At 69.6% G+C, this 14,574-nt stretch carries 9 protein-coding genes; 4 read left to right on the top strand and 5 right to left on the bottom strand.

All coding sequences use genetic code 11. The features are described 5' to 3' along the window. The 3 genes from mmsA to ACSC1Q_RS42655 form a co-directional block, all read right to left on the bottom strand. A partial coding sequence (mmsA, locus tag ACSC1Q_RS42665) for a CoA-acylating methylmalonate-semialdehyde dehydrogenase (protein WP_436764456.1) occupies positions 1-1,096 on the bottom strand: 1,096 nt, incomplete at its 3' end. Continuing rightward, complete coding sequence (locus tag ACSC1Q_RS42660) at positions 1,093-2,391, bottom strand: aspartate aminotransferase family protein (protein WP_436764455.1); 1,299 nt, start codon at positions 2,389-2,391, stop codon at positions 1,093-1,095. The genes ACSC1Q_RS42660 and mmsA, both read right to left, overlap by 4 nt. A 486-nt stretch (positions 2,392-2,877) precedes the next feature. After that, a complete protein-coding gene (locus tag ACSC1Q_RS42655) occupies positions 2,878-4,389 on the bottom strand; it encodes an MFS transporter (RefSeq protein WP_436764454.1) in 1,512 nt (503 codons plus the stop codon). Positions 4,390-4,443: 54 nt separating this feature from the next. Between ACSC1Q_RS42655 and ACSC1Q_RS42650 the strand changes: the two genes are divergently transcribed. Continuing rightward, on the top strand, positions 4,444-5,232 hold the full coding sequence (locus ACSC1Q_RS42650) for a TetR/AcrR family transcriptional regulator (protein WP_436764453.1): 789 nt from the start codon (positions 4,444-4,446) through the stop codon (positions 5,230-5,232). Positions 5,233-5,326: 94 nt separating this feature from the next. Here the strand turns inward: ACSC1Q_RS42650 and ACSC1Q_RS42645 are convergent, their stop codons facing one another. Further along, positions 5,327-9,838 (bottom strand): hybrid sensor histidine kinase/response regulator, encoded by a 4,512-nt coding sequence (locus tag ACSC1Q_RS42645; RefSeq protein WP_436764452.1) that lies wholly within the window; start codon positions 9,836-9,838, stop codon positions 5,327-5,329. Between the two features lie 179 nt (positions 9,839-10,017). Between ACSC1Q_RS42645 and ACSC1Q_RS42640 the strand changes: the two genes are divergently transcribed. Together ACSC1Q_RS42640 and ACSC1Q_RS42635 are read left to right on the top strand one after the other, a co-directional pair. Beyond that, the gene (locus ACSC1Q_RS42640) at positions 10,018-11,643 is read left to right on the top strand and encodes a PucR family transcriptional regulator (protein WP_436764451.1); all 1,626 of its coding nucleotides are present in this window, start codon (positions 10,018-10,020) and stop codon (positions 11,641-11,643) included. Positions 11,644-11,652: 9 nt separating this feature from the next. Beyond that, a complete protein-coding gene (locus ACSC1Q_RS42635; RefSeq protein ID WP_436764450.1) occupies positions 11,653-12,048 on the top strand; it encodes a cupin domain-containing protein in 396 nt (131 codons plus the stop codon). Positions 12,049-12,296: 248 nt separating this feature from the next. Here ACSC1Q_RS42635 and ACSC1Q_RS42630 read toward each other — a convergent pair whose 3' ends face one another. Continuing rightward, on the bottom strand, positions 12,297-12,500 hold the full coding sequence (locus tag ACSC1Q_RS42630) for a hypothetical protein (protein WP_436764449.1): 204 nt from the start codon (positions 12,498-12,500) through the stop codon (positions 12,297-12,299). Between the two features lie 521 nt (positions 12,501-13,021). On the opposite strand from ACSC1Q_RS42630, the gene ACSC1Q_RS42625 reads away from it, so the two are divergent. Then, positions 13,022-14,269, top strand: coding sequence for a phosphodiester glycosidase family protein (locus ACSC1Q_RS42625; protein ID WP_436764448.1), 1,248 nt, complete (start codon positions 13,022-13,024; stop codon positions 14,267-14,269). Positions 14,270-14,574: the final 305 nt, after the last annotated feature.

Raw genomic sequence — 14,574 nt, 5'->3', positions numbered from 1 at the left:
AGCCAGGGCTCTCCTGGGCGGTGGCGCCGCCCAGGACGGGGGTGAGCCGGCCGTCCACGACGAGCTTCGCGCCCTCCAAGACGCCCACGTCCAGGTAGGAGGCGACCTTGTCGCGGTGGACCCCGGTGACCAGCGGGCCCATCTGCGAGGCCGGGTCGTCGCCGGGGCCGACGGTCAGCTCCGACACCCGGGAGACGATCTTGTCGACCAGGTCGTCGCCGACCGGGTTCACGGCGAGCACGACGGAGATCGCCATGCAGCGCTCCCCGGCCGAGCCGAACCCGGCCGACACCGCGGCGTCGGCGACGAGGTCGAGATCGGCGTCGGGCAGGACCAGCATGTGGTTCTTGGCGCCGCCGAGTGCCTGGACCCGCTTGCCGTGGGCGGTGGCGGTCTCATAGACGTACCTGGCGATCGGGGTGGAGCCGACGAACGAGACCGCGCGCACGTCCGGGTGCTCCAGCAGCCGGTCCACCGCCACCTTGTCCCCCTGGACGACGCCGAAGACGCCGTCGGGCAGCCCTGCCTCCGTCCAGAGCCGGGCCATCAGCAGCGACGCCGAGGGGTCCTTCTCCGACGGCTTGAGCACGAAGGCGTTGCCGCAGGCGATCGCGATCGGGAACATCCACATCGGCACCATGGCCGGGAAGTTGAACGGGGTGATCCCGGCGACGACGCCCAGCGGCTGGCGGATGGAGTAGGAGTCGACCCGGGTGGAGACCCCCTCGGAGAAGCCGCCCTTGAGCAGGTGCGGGATGCCGCAGGCGAACTCCACGACCTCCAGCCCCCGGGCGACCTCGCCCAGCGCGTCGGAATGGACCTTGCCGTGTTCTTGGGAGATGAGCCGGGCGAGCTCGTCGCGGTGGGCGTACATCAGCTCACGGAAGCGAAACAGCACCTGCGAGCGCTTGACCAGCGAGGCGTCCCGCCACGCGGGCCAGGCCGCGACCGCGGCGGCCACGACCGCGTCGACCTCGGCGACGGAGGCCAGGTGAACCCGCCCGGAGACCTCCCCGGTCGCGGGATCGAAGATCTCCGAGGTACGGCCGGAGCCCTCGACGGGACCGCCGCCGATCCAGTGGGTGACGTTCTTCACGGGGCCACCTCGGCGTTGACGGTTTCGAGCGCGCTGACGATGATCCCGAGTCCCTCGGCGGCCTCGTCGAGGGTGAGGGTGAGCGGCGGGGCCATCCGGAGCACGTTGCCCTTCAGGCCGCCCTTGCCCGCGAGCAGGCCGGATTTCCTGGTCTCCTCCATGAACCGGGTGGCGAGGGCCGGCGAGGGCTCGCCGGTCGCCGGGTCGACGAGCTCGACGGCGAACATCAGGCCCTTGCCCCGGACGTCGCCGACGATCGGCAGGCGTGGCGCGGCCTCGCGCAGCCCGTCGATGATCACGGCGCCGGTCCTGGCGGCGTTCGCCTGCAGGTCGTGGTCGAGGACGTAGTCCAGGGTGGCGTTGGCGGCGGCCATGGAGATCGGGTTGCCGCCGAAGGTGGCCAGCCCGACGGCGTGGAGGCCGTCCATCAGGTCGCCGCGGGCGACGACGCCCCCCACCGCGAAGCCGTTGCCCAGCCCCTTGGCGAAGGTCATCATGTCGGGCGTGACGCCGTGGTCCTGGATGCCGAAGAAGGCCGAGCCGGTGCGCCCCCAGCCGGTCTGCACCTCGTCCGAGATGAACAGGACGCCCTCGGCGTCGAGGACCTCCTTGTAGGCGGCGAACAGCCCGTCGGGGGCCATGGTGAAGCCGCCCACCCCCTGGATCGGCTCGGCGATCAGCGCCGCCACGTCGTTGGAGACGGCGGTGGAGAGCACGTGGCGCAGGTCGTCGACGCAGGCCGCGATGTAGTCGCCGTCGGACAGGCCGCGGAACTGGGTGAGGTGCCGGTCGGCGCCGTGCAGGAAGTGCACGTTCAGCGGCGACAGCGAGTTGTTCTTCCACGCGCGGTTGCTCGTGACGCTGACCGCACCGAAGGAGCGGCCGTGGTAGCTCTGCCGCATGGCGAGCACCTGGTCGGACTTTCGCGCGTAGGTCGCGAGCAGCAGCGCGGTCTCGTTGGCCTCGGTGCCGGAGTTGGTGAAGAAGACCTTCGCGTCCGGGATGCCGGAGAGCCTGGCGATCTTCTCGGCCAGCTCGACCTGGCCGCGCAGCAGGTAGACCGTGGAGGTGTGCACCACGCCGGTGGCGATCTGCCGCTCGACGGCCTCCCGCACCTCGGGCACGTCGTACCCGATCATGTTGGTCAGGATGCCCGCGAAGAAGTCGAGATAGCTCTTGCCCGACGCGTCGACGACACGGTTTCCCTTGCCAGAGACGATCTCGATGGGCTCGTCGTAGTAAAGGGCCAGCCAGTTGGGCATTACCGCGCGATGGCGCGCAAGGAGGTCCGACATACATCGAGTATCGCCTCTCGGCGCCACCGCTCATACCTGCAACATGTCGGGATAATTACCCCGAACCCATCACACTGTCAGGTCCCGCCGACACGAATCGCTCTTCGCGAGGGCTTCGTGAGGGCTTCGTGAGGGTCTGTGCGGCTCGCGCTCCGTGACGCGTCCCATGCGGCTCGCGCCACGCGACGGATGGCGCGAGCCGCACAGGAGGGCCGGACGGAGCACCCCCCAGGTTCCCCGCCCGAGCTTCGGTAGTCATGAGGTCGGGTAAAGTCCAGCATCGCCCAGATTTCCTATCAAAGCAACCTGAAATACATGAATCATGTCCGGTTCTCATGGCTCATCCGTCACCGGTGCGAGTACACGGCGCTCCCGGCACCGCTCCCGGCCACCCGCGCCGATGGCCGACCTGCCCCGGCGGATCGGCCATCGGCGAACTCGGCCACCGGCGGGCGAAAGCCCGGGACCGGCGGCCCGGAGGACCTCTCAGCTCTCCGCTTTGACCAGGTCCGCGTCCGAACCGGCCCCGGGCGCGGGCGCCGGGCGCAGCACCAGGAACGCCAGCGTGGCGGCGGCCAGGGTGAAGCCGACCCCCACCCAGGAGCCGAACGACATGGCCGAGACGAACGCCTCGCGCGCGGTCCCGATCACTCCCGCGTCCCCCAGCCGCAGCGCCTCGCCGATCGACTCGCGCGCGGCGGCCGGGGCGTCGGCGGGCATCGACGAGGTGTAGACCCCGGCCAGCACGCTGCCGAGCACGGCGATGCTCAGCGCCATGCCGACCTGCTGGACGGTGTCGTTGAGCGCCGACCCGACACCCGCGTGCGCGGGCGGCACCGCTCCCATCAGCGTCGCGTAGGCCGCGGGCCCGGCCAGGCCGCCGCCGATCCCCATGAGCATGAGACCGGTGATCAGCAGGCCGTACCCGGTGTCGGCGGTCATGAAGGCGAGCACCCCGAAACCGCCGGCCATCACGGCGAGACCGACGGCGACCAGCACCCGGTTGCCGACCTTCTGCCCCAGCCCGGCGCCGACCCCGTTGAACAGCGCGGCGGCGATCGCGTACGGCAGCAACGCGAGACCGGCCCGCATGGGACCGTAGGCCAGCACGAACTGCAGGTACTGGGTGAGCATCAGCAGCAGCGCGCCCGTGCCGAACGACATCAGCACGATCGAGAACGACGCCCCGCTGAAGTTCCGGTTGCGGAACAGTTCGAGCGGGAGCATCGGGTGCTCCGACCTGAGCTCCCAGGTCACGAAGGCCGCCAGCGCGACCACCGCCACCCCGGCGCCGACCAGCGACTCCACCGAGGTCCAGCCCGCCTTCGGCGCGGAGATGACCACGTAGACCAGGGCGCTCACGCCGACCGTGGACAGCACCACGCCGGCCGGGTCGAGCCTTCGCGCCGGGCCGCGCGACTCGGGCATCAGCAGCGCCGCCGCGATCACGGCGACGGCCGCGACCGGCACGTTGAGCAGGAAGATCGACCCCCACCAGTAGTGTTCGAGCAGGAAGCCGCCCAGCGTCGGACCGGCGATCACGCCGACCATCGCCACCGCGCTCCACGCGGCGATCGCCTTGCGGCGCTCCTCCTCGTCGAAGACGGTGATCAGGATCGACAGGGTGCTCGGCATCAGGATGGAGCCGCCGACGCCCATCAGCGCGCGGGCGCCGATCAGGTGCCAGGGCTCGGTGACCAGCACGGCGATCAGCGAGGCGCCGCCGAACAGCACCAGGCCGATGATCAGAAAGCGTTTGCGGCCGTAGCGGTCGGACAGGCTGCCCGAGGTGAGCAGCAGACCGGCGAAGACCAGGACATAGGCGTCGATGATCCACTGGATGTCCGCCGGACTGGCCCCCAGGTCGACCATGAGGGCGGGGATCGCCAGGTTCAGCACGGTGTTGTCCACCACGAGGACCAGCAGGCTCAGGCAGAGCACTCCGAGGATCCACCAGCGCCTCGGATCGCGTTCGACTCGTACAGTGTTCGATTCCACTCGCACACTGTACGATAACCTCGAACACCGTGTCATCGGATTTATGCTGGAAACGTGAAAGAGCACTTCAGCTCCGTCTGGACGCGCGAGCAGCGCGCCGCGAAGAGTCCCACCCTCAGCCGCGCGCAGATCGTGCGCGCGGCGATGGAGCTGCTCGACGCCGAGGGGCTCGACGCCCTGAGCATGCGCCGCCTGGGCGCCAGGCTCGGCTCCGGGGCCACCAGCATCTACTGGCACGTGGCCAACAAGGACGAGCTCCTCGAACTCGTCCTCGACGAGGTCTACGGCGAGTTCAGCGTCCTGGACGTCGAGACCACCTGGCGCAACGCCGCCTCCTCCTTCGCGTACGGCATCCGCCAGGCGCTCTTCAAGCACCCCTGGGTCATCAGTTTCATCGGGACGACCCCCGCCATCGGCCCCAACGCGATGCGGATGATGAGCGGGCTCGTCGCCACCTTCGACCGCGCCGGGTTCCGCGGCCCCGACCAGGACTACGCCGCCTCGACGCTCCTGGCCTACGTGCTCGGGGTCACCGCGCCAGAGCTCTCCTGGCGTTCCATGCTGGAGCAGACGGGCCTCAGCTCCAACGAGCTGAACGCGTCCATCCAGCCCGTGGTGGAGAAGGCCGCGGCCGCCCATCCGGAGCTGGCCGCCCGCTACGCCGAGTTCAGGCACATGGACGTCGACACCTCCAGGGCGCTCAACTTCGAGTTCGGCCTGACCTGCTTCCTCGACGGCCTGGAGGCCCGCCTGAGCCGCGCGGCCTCACCTCCGGCGAACCGCCTCCCCCCGGCGGCCCGGGTCCGCTCACCCGACGGAGACGACGGCCCCGCTTCACACTGAGACCCCGAAGCCGCCCGGCACGGCCACGGCGAACCCGCTGAGCACGTGGGCGACGCGGCGCGTGGCGCGGTCACGGCGGGCGGGCCGGATGGCTCTAGATCTCCAGCCACCGCTGGATGCGGCGGAGCAGCTCCTGGGCGTCGACGGGTTTGGTGACGTAGTCGCTGGCCCCCGCGGACAGGGTCTTCTCCCGGTCGCCCTGCATGGCCTTGGCGGTCACCGCGATGATCGGCAGGTCCGCGAAGTCGGCCATCTTGCGGATCGCGGCGGTCGCGGCGTAGCCGTCCATCTCCGGCATCATGATGTCCATCAGGACGAGGTCGATGTCCTCGTTGCGCGACAGGATCTCGATGCCCTTGCGGCCGTTCTCCGCGTAGAGGACCTGCATGCCGTGCAGCTCCAGGATGTTGGTGAGCGCGAAGACGTTGCGTACGTCGTCGTCGATGACCAGGACCTTCCTGTCCACCAGCACCGTGTCCATCTCCTCCACCTGCTGCGGCCGCTCGTCGGGGCTGGGCTGCACCAGCGGCAGCACGTCGCCCGGCTCCGGCGCCGACAGGTGCAGGGTGATGCGCTCGCGCAGCTCGTCGAGGCTGGGCAGGCGCTCCAGCGGCTGGGTGTTGGACCGTCCCTTGAGGAGGTTCTCCTGCGGCCGGGTGAGCGTGCGGGTGTGGTGGGCGAGCACCGGCAGCCCGCGCAGCACCGGGTCGTCGTCCAGCATGCGCAGGAAGTCGGCCGCCGCGTCCTGGCGCATGCCCAGGTCGAGCACGATGCAGTGGTGGTCGTCCGCGCCCAGGATCTCCAGGGCGGAGACCGGGTCGTTGGCGGTCGACACCTGCACGGGACCGTGCGTCTCGGGCAGGTCGGCCACGACGCTCTCGGCCAGCTGCGAGAGCAGCCCGTTGGGGCGGGACTCCACGACGAGCAGCCGCCGCCCGTCCGCTCCCGGGAACCTCTCCATGGGTACGGCCACCGGCGCGGGAAGCGCCGGGAGGACCGAGGCGGAGACCGGGCTCCTTCCGGTGGCCGCGTGAGCGGTGCCCGGGGTGAGCTCGGCGATCGGCAGGTAGAGGCTGAAGGTGCTGCCCGAGCCCAGGGCGCTGACCGCCCGGATCTCGCCGTTGAAGAGCGCGGCGATCTCGCGGCTGATGGACAGCCCCAGGCCGGTGCCGCCGTACTTGCGGCTGGTCGTGCCGTCGGCCTGCTGGAAGGCGTCGAAGATCTGGGAGAGGTTCTCCTCGGCGATGCCGATGCCGGTGTCGACGACCTGGAAGGCGAGCGCCTCCTGCCCGTACGCCCCCGGCGGGTTCATCGTGCCCACCCGCTCGATGCGAAGCTCCACCGAGCCCCTCTCGGTGAACTTCACCGCGTTGGAGAGCAGGTTCCGCAGCACCTGCCTGAGCCGCTGCTCGTCCATGAGCAGCTCCTCGGGCACGTCGGGGGCGACCACGACGTCGAACCGCAGCCCCTTCTCCGTGGTCAGCGGGCGGAAGGTCGCCTCGACGTAGTCCAGGAGCTGGCGCAGCGGCAGCGGCTCCAGGCTGATGTTCATCTTGCCCGCCTCGATCTTCGACAGGTCGAGGATGTCGTTGATCAGCTGGAGCAGGTCGGTGCCCGCCGAGTGGATGACGTTGGCGTACTCCACCTGCTTGGCGGTGAGGTTGCGGGCCGGGTTCTGGGCCAGCAGCTGGGCCAGGATGAGCAGCGAGTTGAGCGGGGTGCGCAGCTCGTGGCTCATGTTGGCGAGGAACTCGCTCTTGTACTTGGAGGCGAGCGCGAGCTGCTTGGCCCGGTCCTCCAGCTCCTGCCGGGCCTGCTCGATCTCCCGGTTCTTCGTCTCGATGTCGTGGTTCTGCCGGACCAGCAGCTCCGCCTTCTCCTCCAGCTCGGCGTTGGAGCGCTGCAGCTCCTCCTGCCCGACCTGGAGCTCGGTCGCGAGGCGCTGCGACTCGGTGAGCAGGGAGTCGGTACGGGCGTTGGCGACGATCGTGTTGACGTTGACGCCGATGGTCTCCACCAGCTGCTCCAGGAAGGCCCGGTGCACCTGGGTGAAACGGTTGAGGCTGGCCAGCTCGATCACCCCGAGCACCTGGTCCTCGACGATGATCGGCAGCACGATGAGGTTGACCGGACCGGCCGCTCCCAGGCTCGACGAGACGGTGATGTATCCGGCGGCGATGTCCTCGACCAGGATGGACCGCTTGGCGACGGCGGCCTGTCCCACCAGGGAGTCCCCGAAGAAGTGGCGGCGCGCGGTCTCCCGGTGGCCGTAGCAGCCGACCACCCGCAGCTCCGAGCCGTCCGGCTTCTCCTCCGCGAGCAGGAACGTGCCGTGCTGGGCGGAGACCAGCGGGGCGAGCTCGTTCATCACCAGCTCGGCCACGACCGCGAGGTCTCGGTGGCCCTGCATCAGCCCGGAGATGCGGGCCAGGTTCGACTTGAGCCAGTCCTGCTCCTGGTTGGCCAGGGTGGTCTCGCGCAGCGACTTCACCATGGAGTTGATGTTGTCCTTGAGCTCGGCCACCTCGCCCGAGGCGTCGACGGTGATCGAGCGGGTGAGGTCGCCCGAGGTCACCGCGCTGGTCACCTCGGCGATGGCGCGCACCTGGCGGGTGAGGTTCCCGGCCAGCTCGTTGACGTTCTCCGTCAGCCGCTTCCAGGTGCCGGACACGCCCTCGACCTCGGCCTGCCCGCCCAGCCGCCCCTCGCTGCCGACCTCGCGCGCCACCCGGGTGACCTCCGCGGCGAACGACGACAGCTGGTCGACCATCGTGTTGATCGTGGTCTTCAGCTCCAGGATCTCGCCCCGGGCGTCGACGTCGATCTTCTTGGTCAGGTCGCCCTGCGCGACCGCCGTGGTGACCTGCGCGATGTTCCGCACCTGGTTGGTCAGGTTGTTGGCCATCGAGTTGACGTTGTCGGTGAGGTCCTTCCACGTACCGGCCACGTTGGGCACGCGCGCCTGGCCGCCCAGCTCGCCCTCGGTGCCCACCTCGCGGGCCACCCGGGTCACCTCGTCGGCGAACGCGCTCAGCGTGTCGACCATCGTGTTGATGGTCTGGGCGAGCGCGGCGACCTCGCCCTTCGCCTCGACGGTGATCTTCTGCGACAGGTCGCCCCTCGCGACCGCCGTGGTGACCTGCGCGATGCTCCGCACCTGGCTGGTCAGGTTGTTGGCCATCGAGTTGACGTTGTCGGTGAGGTCCTTCCAGGTGCCGGAGACCCCTCGCACGGTGGCCTGGCCGCCGAGGTTGCCCTCGGTGCCCACCTCGCGCGCCACCCGGGTCACCTCGTCGGCGAAGGCCGAGAGCTGGTCGACCATCGTGTTGATGGTCTCCTTCAGCTCCATGATCTCGCCCCGGGCGTCGACCCGGATCTTCTGCGACAGGTCGCCCTTGGCGACGGCCGTGGTGACCTGCGCGATGCTGCGCACCTGGGCGGTGAGGTTGTCGGCCATCACGTTCACCGACTCGGTGAGCGCCTTCCAGGTGCCGGAGACGCCCTTGACGTCGGCCTGCCCGCCCAGCCTGCCGTCGGTGCCCACCTCACGCGCCACGCGCGTGACCTCGTCGGCGAACGACGACAGCTGGTCCACCATCGTGTTCAGCGTGTTCTTCAGCTCCAGGATCTCGCCCCGCGCCGAGACCGTGATCTTCTGCGACAGGTCGCCCCTGGCGACGGCGGTGGCCACCTGCGAGATGTTGCGCACCTGGTCGGTGAGGTTGCCCGCCATGTAGTTGACGGAGTCGGTGAGGTCGCGCCAGGTGCCGGAGACGCCCTTGACGTCGGCCTGCCCGCCCAGCCTGCCGTCGGTGCCCACCTCACGCGCCACGCGCGTGACCTCGTCGGCGAACGACGACAGCTGGTCGACCATCGTGTTGATGGTGTTCTTCAGCTCCAGGATCTCGCCCCGGGCGTCCACGGTGATCTTCTGCGACAGGTCTCCCTTGGCGACGGCCGTGGTGACCTGCGCGATGCTCCGCACCTGGTCGGTGAGGTTGCCCGCCATGAAGTTGACCGAGTCGGTGAGGTCGCGCCAGGTCCCGGCGACACCGGTCACCTCCGCCTGGCCGCCCAGCCTGCCGTCGGTGCCCACCTCACGGGCCACCCGCGTGACCTCGTCGGCGAACGACGACAGCTGGTCCACCATCGTGTTCAGCGTGTTCTTCAGCTCCAGGATCTCACCGCGCACGTCCACGGTGATCTTCTGCGACAGGTCGCCGGTGGCGACGGCGGTCGCGACCTGCGCGATGTCGCGCACCTGGTCGGTGAGGTTGCCCGCCATGGCGTTCACCGAGTCGGTGAGGTCCTTCCAGGTGCCGGAGACCCCCGGCACCTCGGCCTGCCCGCCCAGCTGCCCCTCGGTGCCCACCTCGCGGGCCACCCGGGTCACCTCGGAGGTGAACAGCGACAGCTGGTCCACCATCCCGTTGAAGACGGTCGCGATCTCCTGCAGCAGCCCGTCGCCGTCCTCGGGCAGATGCGTGCCGAAGTCGCCGTCGCGCACGGCGGTCAGGCCCGCCAGGAGCTGCCGGAGATCGAGCTCCTCCACACCTGAGGAACCCTTCGTGGCCCTGCCCCGCACCGTGCCGGCGGTCTCAACCATGTCCACCATCGCGCCCCTCGGCCGTAAAAGGTGAGGTAATCCTAGGCTGGCGAAAAGCAGGCGGGAAACGGGGGAAAGGGGGGATGTGGGCGGGAGGGCAGGCCGGAAACGGGCCGGATCAAACAGGCTGTAAAGCACACTCCTCTCGCGCTTACATGCTGATCGGATATTCTCGACGGGTGCTCCCTACTGTCGCCGACGTCCTCGCCCTGGACACCGTCCGCCGGGGCAACCCACGGGTCGTGGCGGGAGCCGACCGGCTCGACAGCCGGGTGCGCTGGGTGCACGTGGGCGAGGTCACCGACATCGCGCACCTGTTGCGCGGCGGCGAGCTCGTGCTCACCACCGGCATAGCGCTGCCCGACGACCCCGGCAAGCTGGCCGACTACATCGCCGAGCTGGTCGCCGTGGGCGCGTCGGGGCTCATCGTGGAGCTGGGCCGCAAGTTCATCGGCGAGCTGCCCGGCCCCGTGGTCCGCGCCGCCGAGGACCACGGCCTTCCCCTGGTCACCCTGGCCAGGGAGACACCGTTCGTGCAGATCACCGAGTCGGTGCACGCCCGGATCATCGACGGCCAGCTGGAGGAGCTCCGCGCCTCCGAGCAGCTGCACGAGGTCTTCACCGAGCTGTCGGTCGAGGGCGCCTCCCCCGCGGAGGTCCTCGGCCAGGTCACCCGGCTGTCCGGCCACCCCGCGCTGCTGGAGAACCTCGCGCACCAGGTGCTGGCCTGCGAGACCGCCGGGCGCGACACCGGCTCGCTGCTGGCGGGCTGGGAGACCCGCTCCCGCGCGGTCGCCCCCGACCTGCGCACCGCCTACGACGCGGCCTCCGGCTGGCTCGTCACCATGGTCGGCGCGCGGGGCCAGGACTGGGGCCGCCTGATCCTGCTCTGCGACACGGAGCCCGGCCCGCGCGACATCGTGCTCGCCGAGCGCGCCGCGACCACCCTCGCCCTGGGCCGCCTGCTGGAGCGTCACCAGGAGTCACTGGAACGCCAGGCGCACGGCACGATCATCACCGGCATCCTGACCCACGCGTACGCCGACCCCGAGGAGGCCGCGGCACGCGCCCGCGCGGTCGGCGTGCCGCTCACCGGCCGCAAGCTCGTCAGCGTGGTGCTCCGCCTGGCCGAGTCCGCGGAGAACCCGCCGGACGGCCAGGAGCAGCTCGCCCAGCTCGGCGAGCTGGCCGACGCGGCCTCCGCCGCCTGCCGCGAGGCCCGTCTCCCCGCCCTGATCGGCGCCCTGGACCAGAACCGGGTCGGCGTCCTGCTCCCACTGCCGCCGCGCGTCCTCCCCGAGGCCGCGCTGACCACGCTCGCCGACCACCTGCGCGTGACCTTCACGATCCCCTTCGTCCTCGCCGCCGGCTCCGTGGTCGAGTCGGTCCGCGACGTGCGGAGGAGTTTCCTGGAGGCCGAGCAGGTAGCCGACGTCGCCGTCAGGCAGCCCGACGGCCGCGCCTTCTACCGGCTGCCCGACCTCCGCCTGAGAGGCCTGCTCCATCTCCTGCGCGACGACGCCCGGCTGCAGACCTTCGCCGAACGCGAGCTCGGCCCGCTGCTCGCCCACGACGCCCAGCGCGGCGGCGATCTCACCAGGATCCTGCGGGTCTATCTCGACGCGGGCCGCAACAAGGCCGTCGCCGCCCAGCGGGCCCACCTGTCCCGGCCCGCCTTCTACGACCGCCTCCGCAGGCTGGAGCGCGTCCTCGACACCGATCTGGACGATGTCGAATCCTGTCTCTCCCTCCACGTCGCCCTCCTGGCGCTGGAGTCCTTCCGAAGAGACAGTCCCCGTTCCTGAAAGGCCCCCATGACCGAGATCTTCGTCCCCGAGACCGCCGATCTGGCCCGGATGGTCACCGCCGCCGGGGCGTTCTCCGTCCCCACCGACGACGTACGGCTGTCACCAGACGAGCTGGAGCCCCACCAGATCCTGGCCGGCTCCCCGCGCGTCTCGTCGATCGAGCTGTGGTCCTCGCCGGACGGCAGGCAGAGCCGGGGCATCTGGGAGATCACGCCGGGCACGGTGATCGACGTGGAACGTGACGAGATGTTCGTGGTCCTGTCCGGCCGCGCCACCCTGGAGGTCGACGGAGGCGCCACCCTGGAGCTCGTCCCCGGGTCGGTCTGCCTGCTCGCCGAGGGCGCCAAGACCGTCTGGATCGTCCACGAGACCCTGCGCAAGGTGTACCACTGCGTGGGCTGAACCGAATCGGGGGCCCGGGTCGCACGGCACCTCGATGCCGCACGACCCGCGGATGTCCGGCCGTCCTCCGTGGTCACCGTCTTCACGGTGACCACGTCTCACGGCCCGTGCTCCGGCCTGTCGCGTTACGACTTCCCGAAGGTGTGCGGCACCTCGAAGTCGTGCGGTGACCTCCGTGGGCTTTCCCGGGCTTTCCCGGTGGCCGGGCCCGCCTGGATCGACGGTGTCCGGTCGACCGTGCCCTCTGTTCAGCCGTGTCTGTCGGACGCGGTGTCCACTACGGTGTTCATCGCTGTGTTCACTGCGGTGTCCACTGCGGTGTCCATGCGGACGTGGTCGACGGGGTAGTCGCAGATGTGGAGATCCCAGCGGCGCGGACGCGTCAGGATCGCCCCGAGGATGACACCGAGGAACACACTCGCGATGATCACGATGAGAATGCTCAGCCCCATGACGGCTGCCTCTCGTAAAGATGTGCCGCTTGATCTGAGGAAATGCGGCCTACCGCACCGTAGCGCCGCTTTCCCGCCCGCGCGGCGAAACATCTGGGGACTAATCCTTATTGACCAGGCCCGTTGACCCGGCCGGAGCCTTCACGGGCATACGAATTCCCCTTCGCCCGTTCCCCTCCAGCCTCGTGTTCTCGCGTGAGTAATGACACTTTCTTGGGATGTTTCGCGTGTTTCGCTCCCTTACCCCCGTGGATCTCGGCACGATGGTGCACGAAGTCGGAGACCACCGGGGAGAGATGCACATGTCGCGACACCTTGTCGCCGGATTGACAGCCCTGACACTCACCACCGTGGCGATTCCCGCCGAGGCGGAGCAGGCGAGTTCGGGGTTTCCATCCTCCGCGTTCCCCCTGGGTGTGAGCATGGCGCCGGTGAAGAACCAGCAGAACGTGGCACCGGGAATCACCCTTTTTAGTGTGAAACACGGCAAATCCACCCAAGGGTGGACAGTCTCCGCTCTTATGCCTAACGGGCATGATGCCGGTTCCCTTGTCACCGCGCAGACGGTGGCCGAGGCGGTGGAGGCCGCGGGGTTCACCCCGGAGATCCTGAGGATCGTGCAACCCCCCGCCGCGGACGCCCCCGCCGTGGAGCGTTACATGGTCCGGACCGGCTTGTGGTCGTTCGGCCAGCGGGCCAAGGCCGACAAGGTCGTGAAGGAGCTCAAGGAGTTCGACATCCGGGCCAAGACCGACTATCTCGGGGACGACGGGACGGAGACCACCGGCCCCTGGGACATGCGCGTGCTGATGGTCAACCCGAAGGTGTTCAAGGGATCCTTCAAGACCAGCGTCGGCAAGAGCGTGGCCAAGCGCGAGAGCACCAGTTCGATGTCGAAGCTGACCGGCGCCATCGCCGGGGTCAACGGTGGCTTCTTCAACATCCACACGGCCAAGGCGCTCCAGGGCGACCCGGTCGGCGTGTCCGTCGTGGGCGGCAGACTCCTCAGCGAGGCCGTACCCGGCCGTAGCGGCCTCGTCATCACCCAGGGCCGCAAGGCGCGGATCACCGAGCTGAGGACGACGGTCACCGCGATCTCCTCCGACGGGGCGAAAATCGAGGTCAACGGCATCAACCGGGCCGCCGGTGCCGAGGAGCTCGTCCTCTACACCGAGGAGTTCGGCGGCAAGACGGCCGCCAACGGCGGTATCGAGGTCGTCGTCGACGCCGCCCAGGGCACGGTCATCAAGGTCCGTCAGGCCGGTGGCATCGTCGCCCGGGGCACCTACCTGCTCCACGGCACCGGTCTCATGGCCGTCTGGCTCCAGGAACACGCACAGGGAACCTGGATGAAGGTGGACAACAAAGTCATCGACATGCGCACGCAGCAGGCCGTTCCGCTCACCCCCGAGACATACGTCATGGGTGGCGGGGTCGGCCTGGTCAGGAACGGGCGGGTACGCATCACCGCGGCGGCCGACGGACACGCCTCGATCAACATGATGCTCCGGCGCCACCCGCGCACGATGGTCGGTATCGACAGGTCCGGCGGGCTGATCCTGGCCACCGTCGACGGGCGCAACCCGGGAGTCACCGTGGGCGCCTCGATGGTGGAGGCGGCCCGGCTGATGCGGTGGCTGGGAGCCAAGCAGGCCATCAACTTCGACGGCGGCGGCTCCAGCGTGATGGTCGTCGGTCACAAGGCCGTGAACCGGCCCTCGGACGGAGCGGAGCGAACCGTGGGCGACGGTCTCTTCATCACGCCCTGACGCTTCGTCGACTCTTCATCGCACCCTGAGGAGCGGTGACCGAACGGAGAAGCCCCGGCCCTTCTGGGCCGGGGCTTCTCCGTTGTCCGGCCGGAACCCGGGGGAGCTCGGGAAGGCCCGTTGAACCCCGGAGTGCCCGTGCAGTCGGACTCGGCAGGGCCCGCGAAATCAGGACCCGCGAGAAGGCCGGCGAACGGGCCTCGGGGACCTGCGTGGACCGTGAGCGGACCGTGAGCGAGTCTGTACGCGAGAGGAACCCGTGAGCACGGAAAAGAACCCCTAAAAGCATGAAGGCCCCCACCAAC

This window comes from Streptosporangium heterodermiicola (genome assembly GCF_051390675.1).
In the GTDB taxonomy this organism is placed as follows: Bacteria; Actinomycetota; Actinomycetes; order Streptosporangiales; family Streptosporangiaceae; genus Streptosporangium.
The sequence above is the reverse complement of the archived record's forward strand: the minus strand, read 5'-3'. Positions and strand labels throughout refer to the sequence as shown.

What these genes read in the sequence shown, in the direction of transcription:
- ACSC1Q_RS42660 (WP_436764455.1), bottom strand. Translation starts at nt 2,391, where the DNA reads ATGTCGGACCTCCTTGCGCGCCATCGCGCGGTAATGCCCAACTGGCTG.
- ACSC1Q_RS42645 (WP_436764452.1), bottom strand. Translation starts at nt 9,838, where the DNA reads ATGGTTGAGACCGCCGGCACGGTGCGGGGCAGGGCCACGAAGGGTTCC.
- ACSC1Q_RS42635 (WP_436764450.1), top strand. Translation starts at nt 11,653, where the DNA reads ATGACCGAGATCTTCGTCCCCGAGACCGCCGATCTGGCCCGGATGGTC.
- ACSC1Q_RS42630 (WP_436764449.1), bottom strand. Translation starts at nt 12,500, where the DNA reads ATGGGGCTGAGCATTCTCATCGTGATCATCGCGAGTGTGTTCCTCGGT.
- ACSC1Q_RS42625 (WP_436764448.1), top strand. Translation starts at nt 13,022, where the DNA reads ATGCCTAACGGGCATGATGCCGGTTCCCTTGTCACCGCGCAGACGGTG.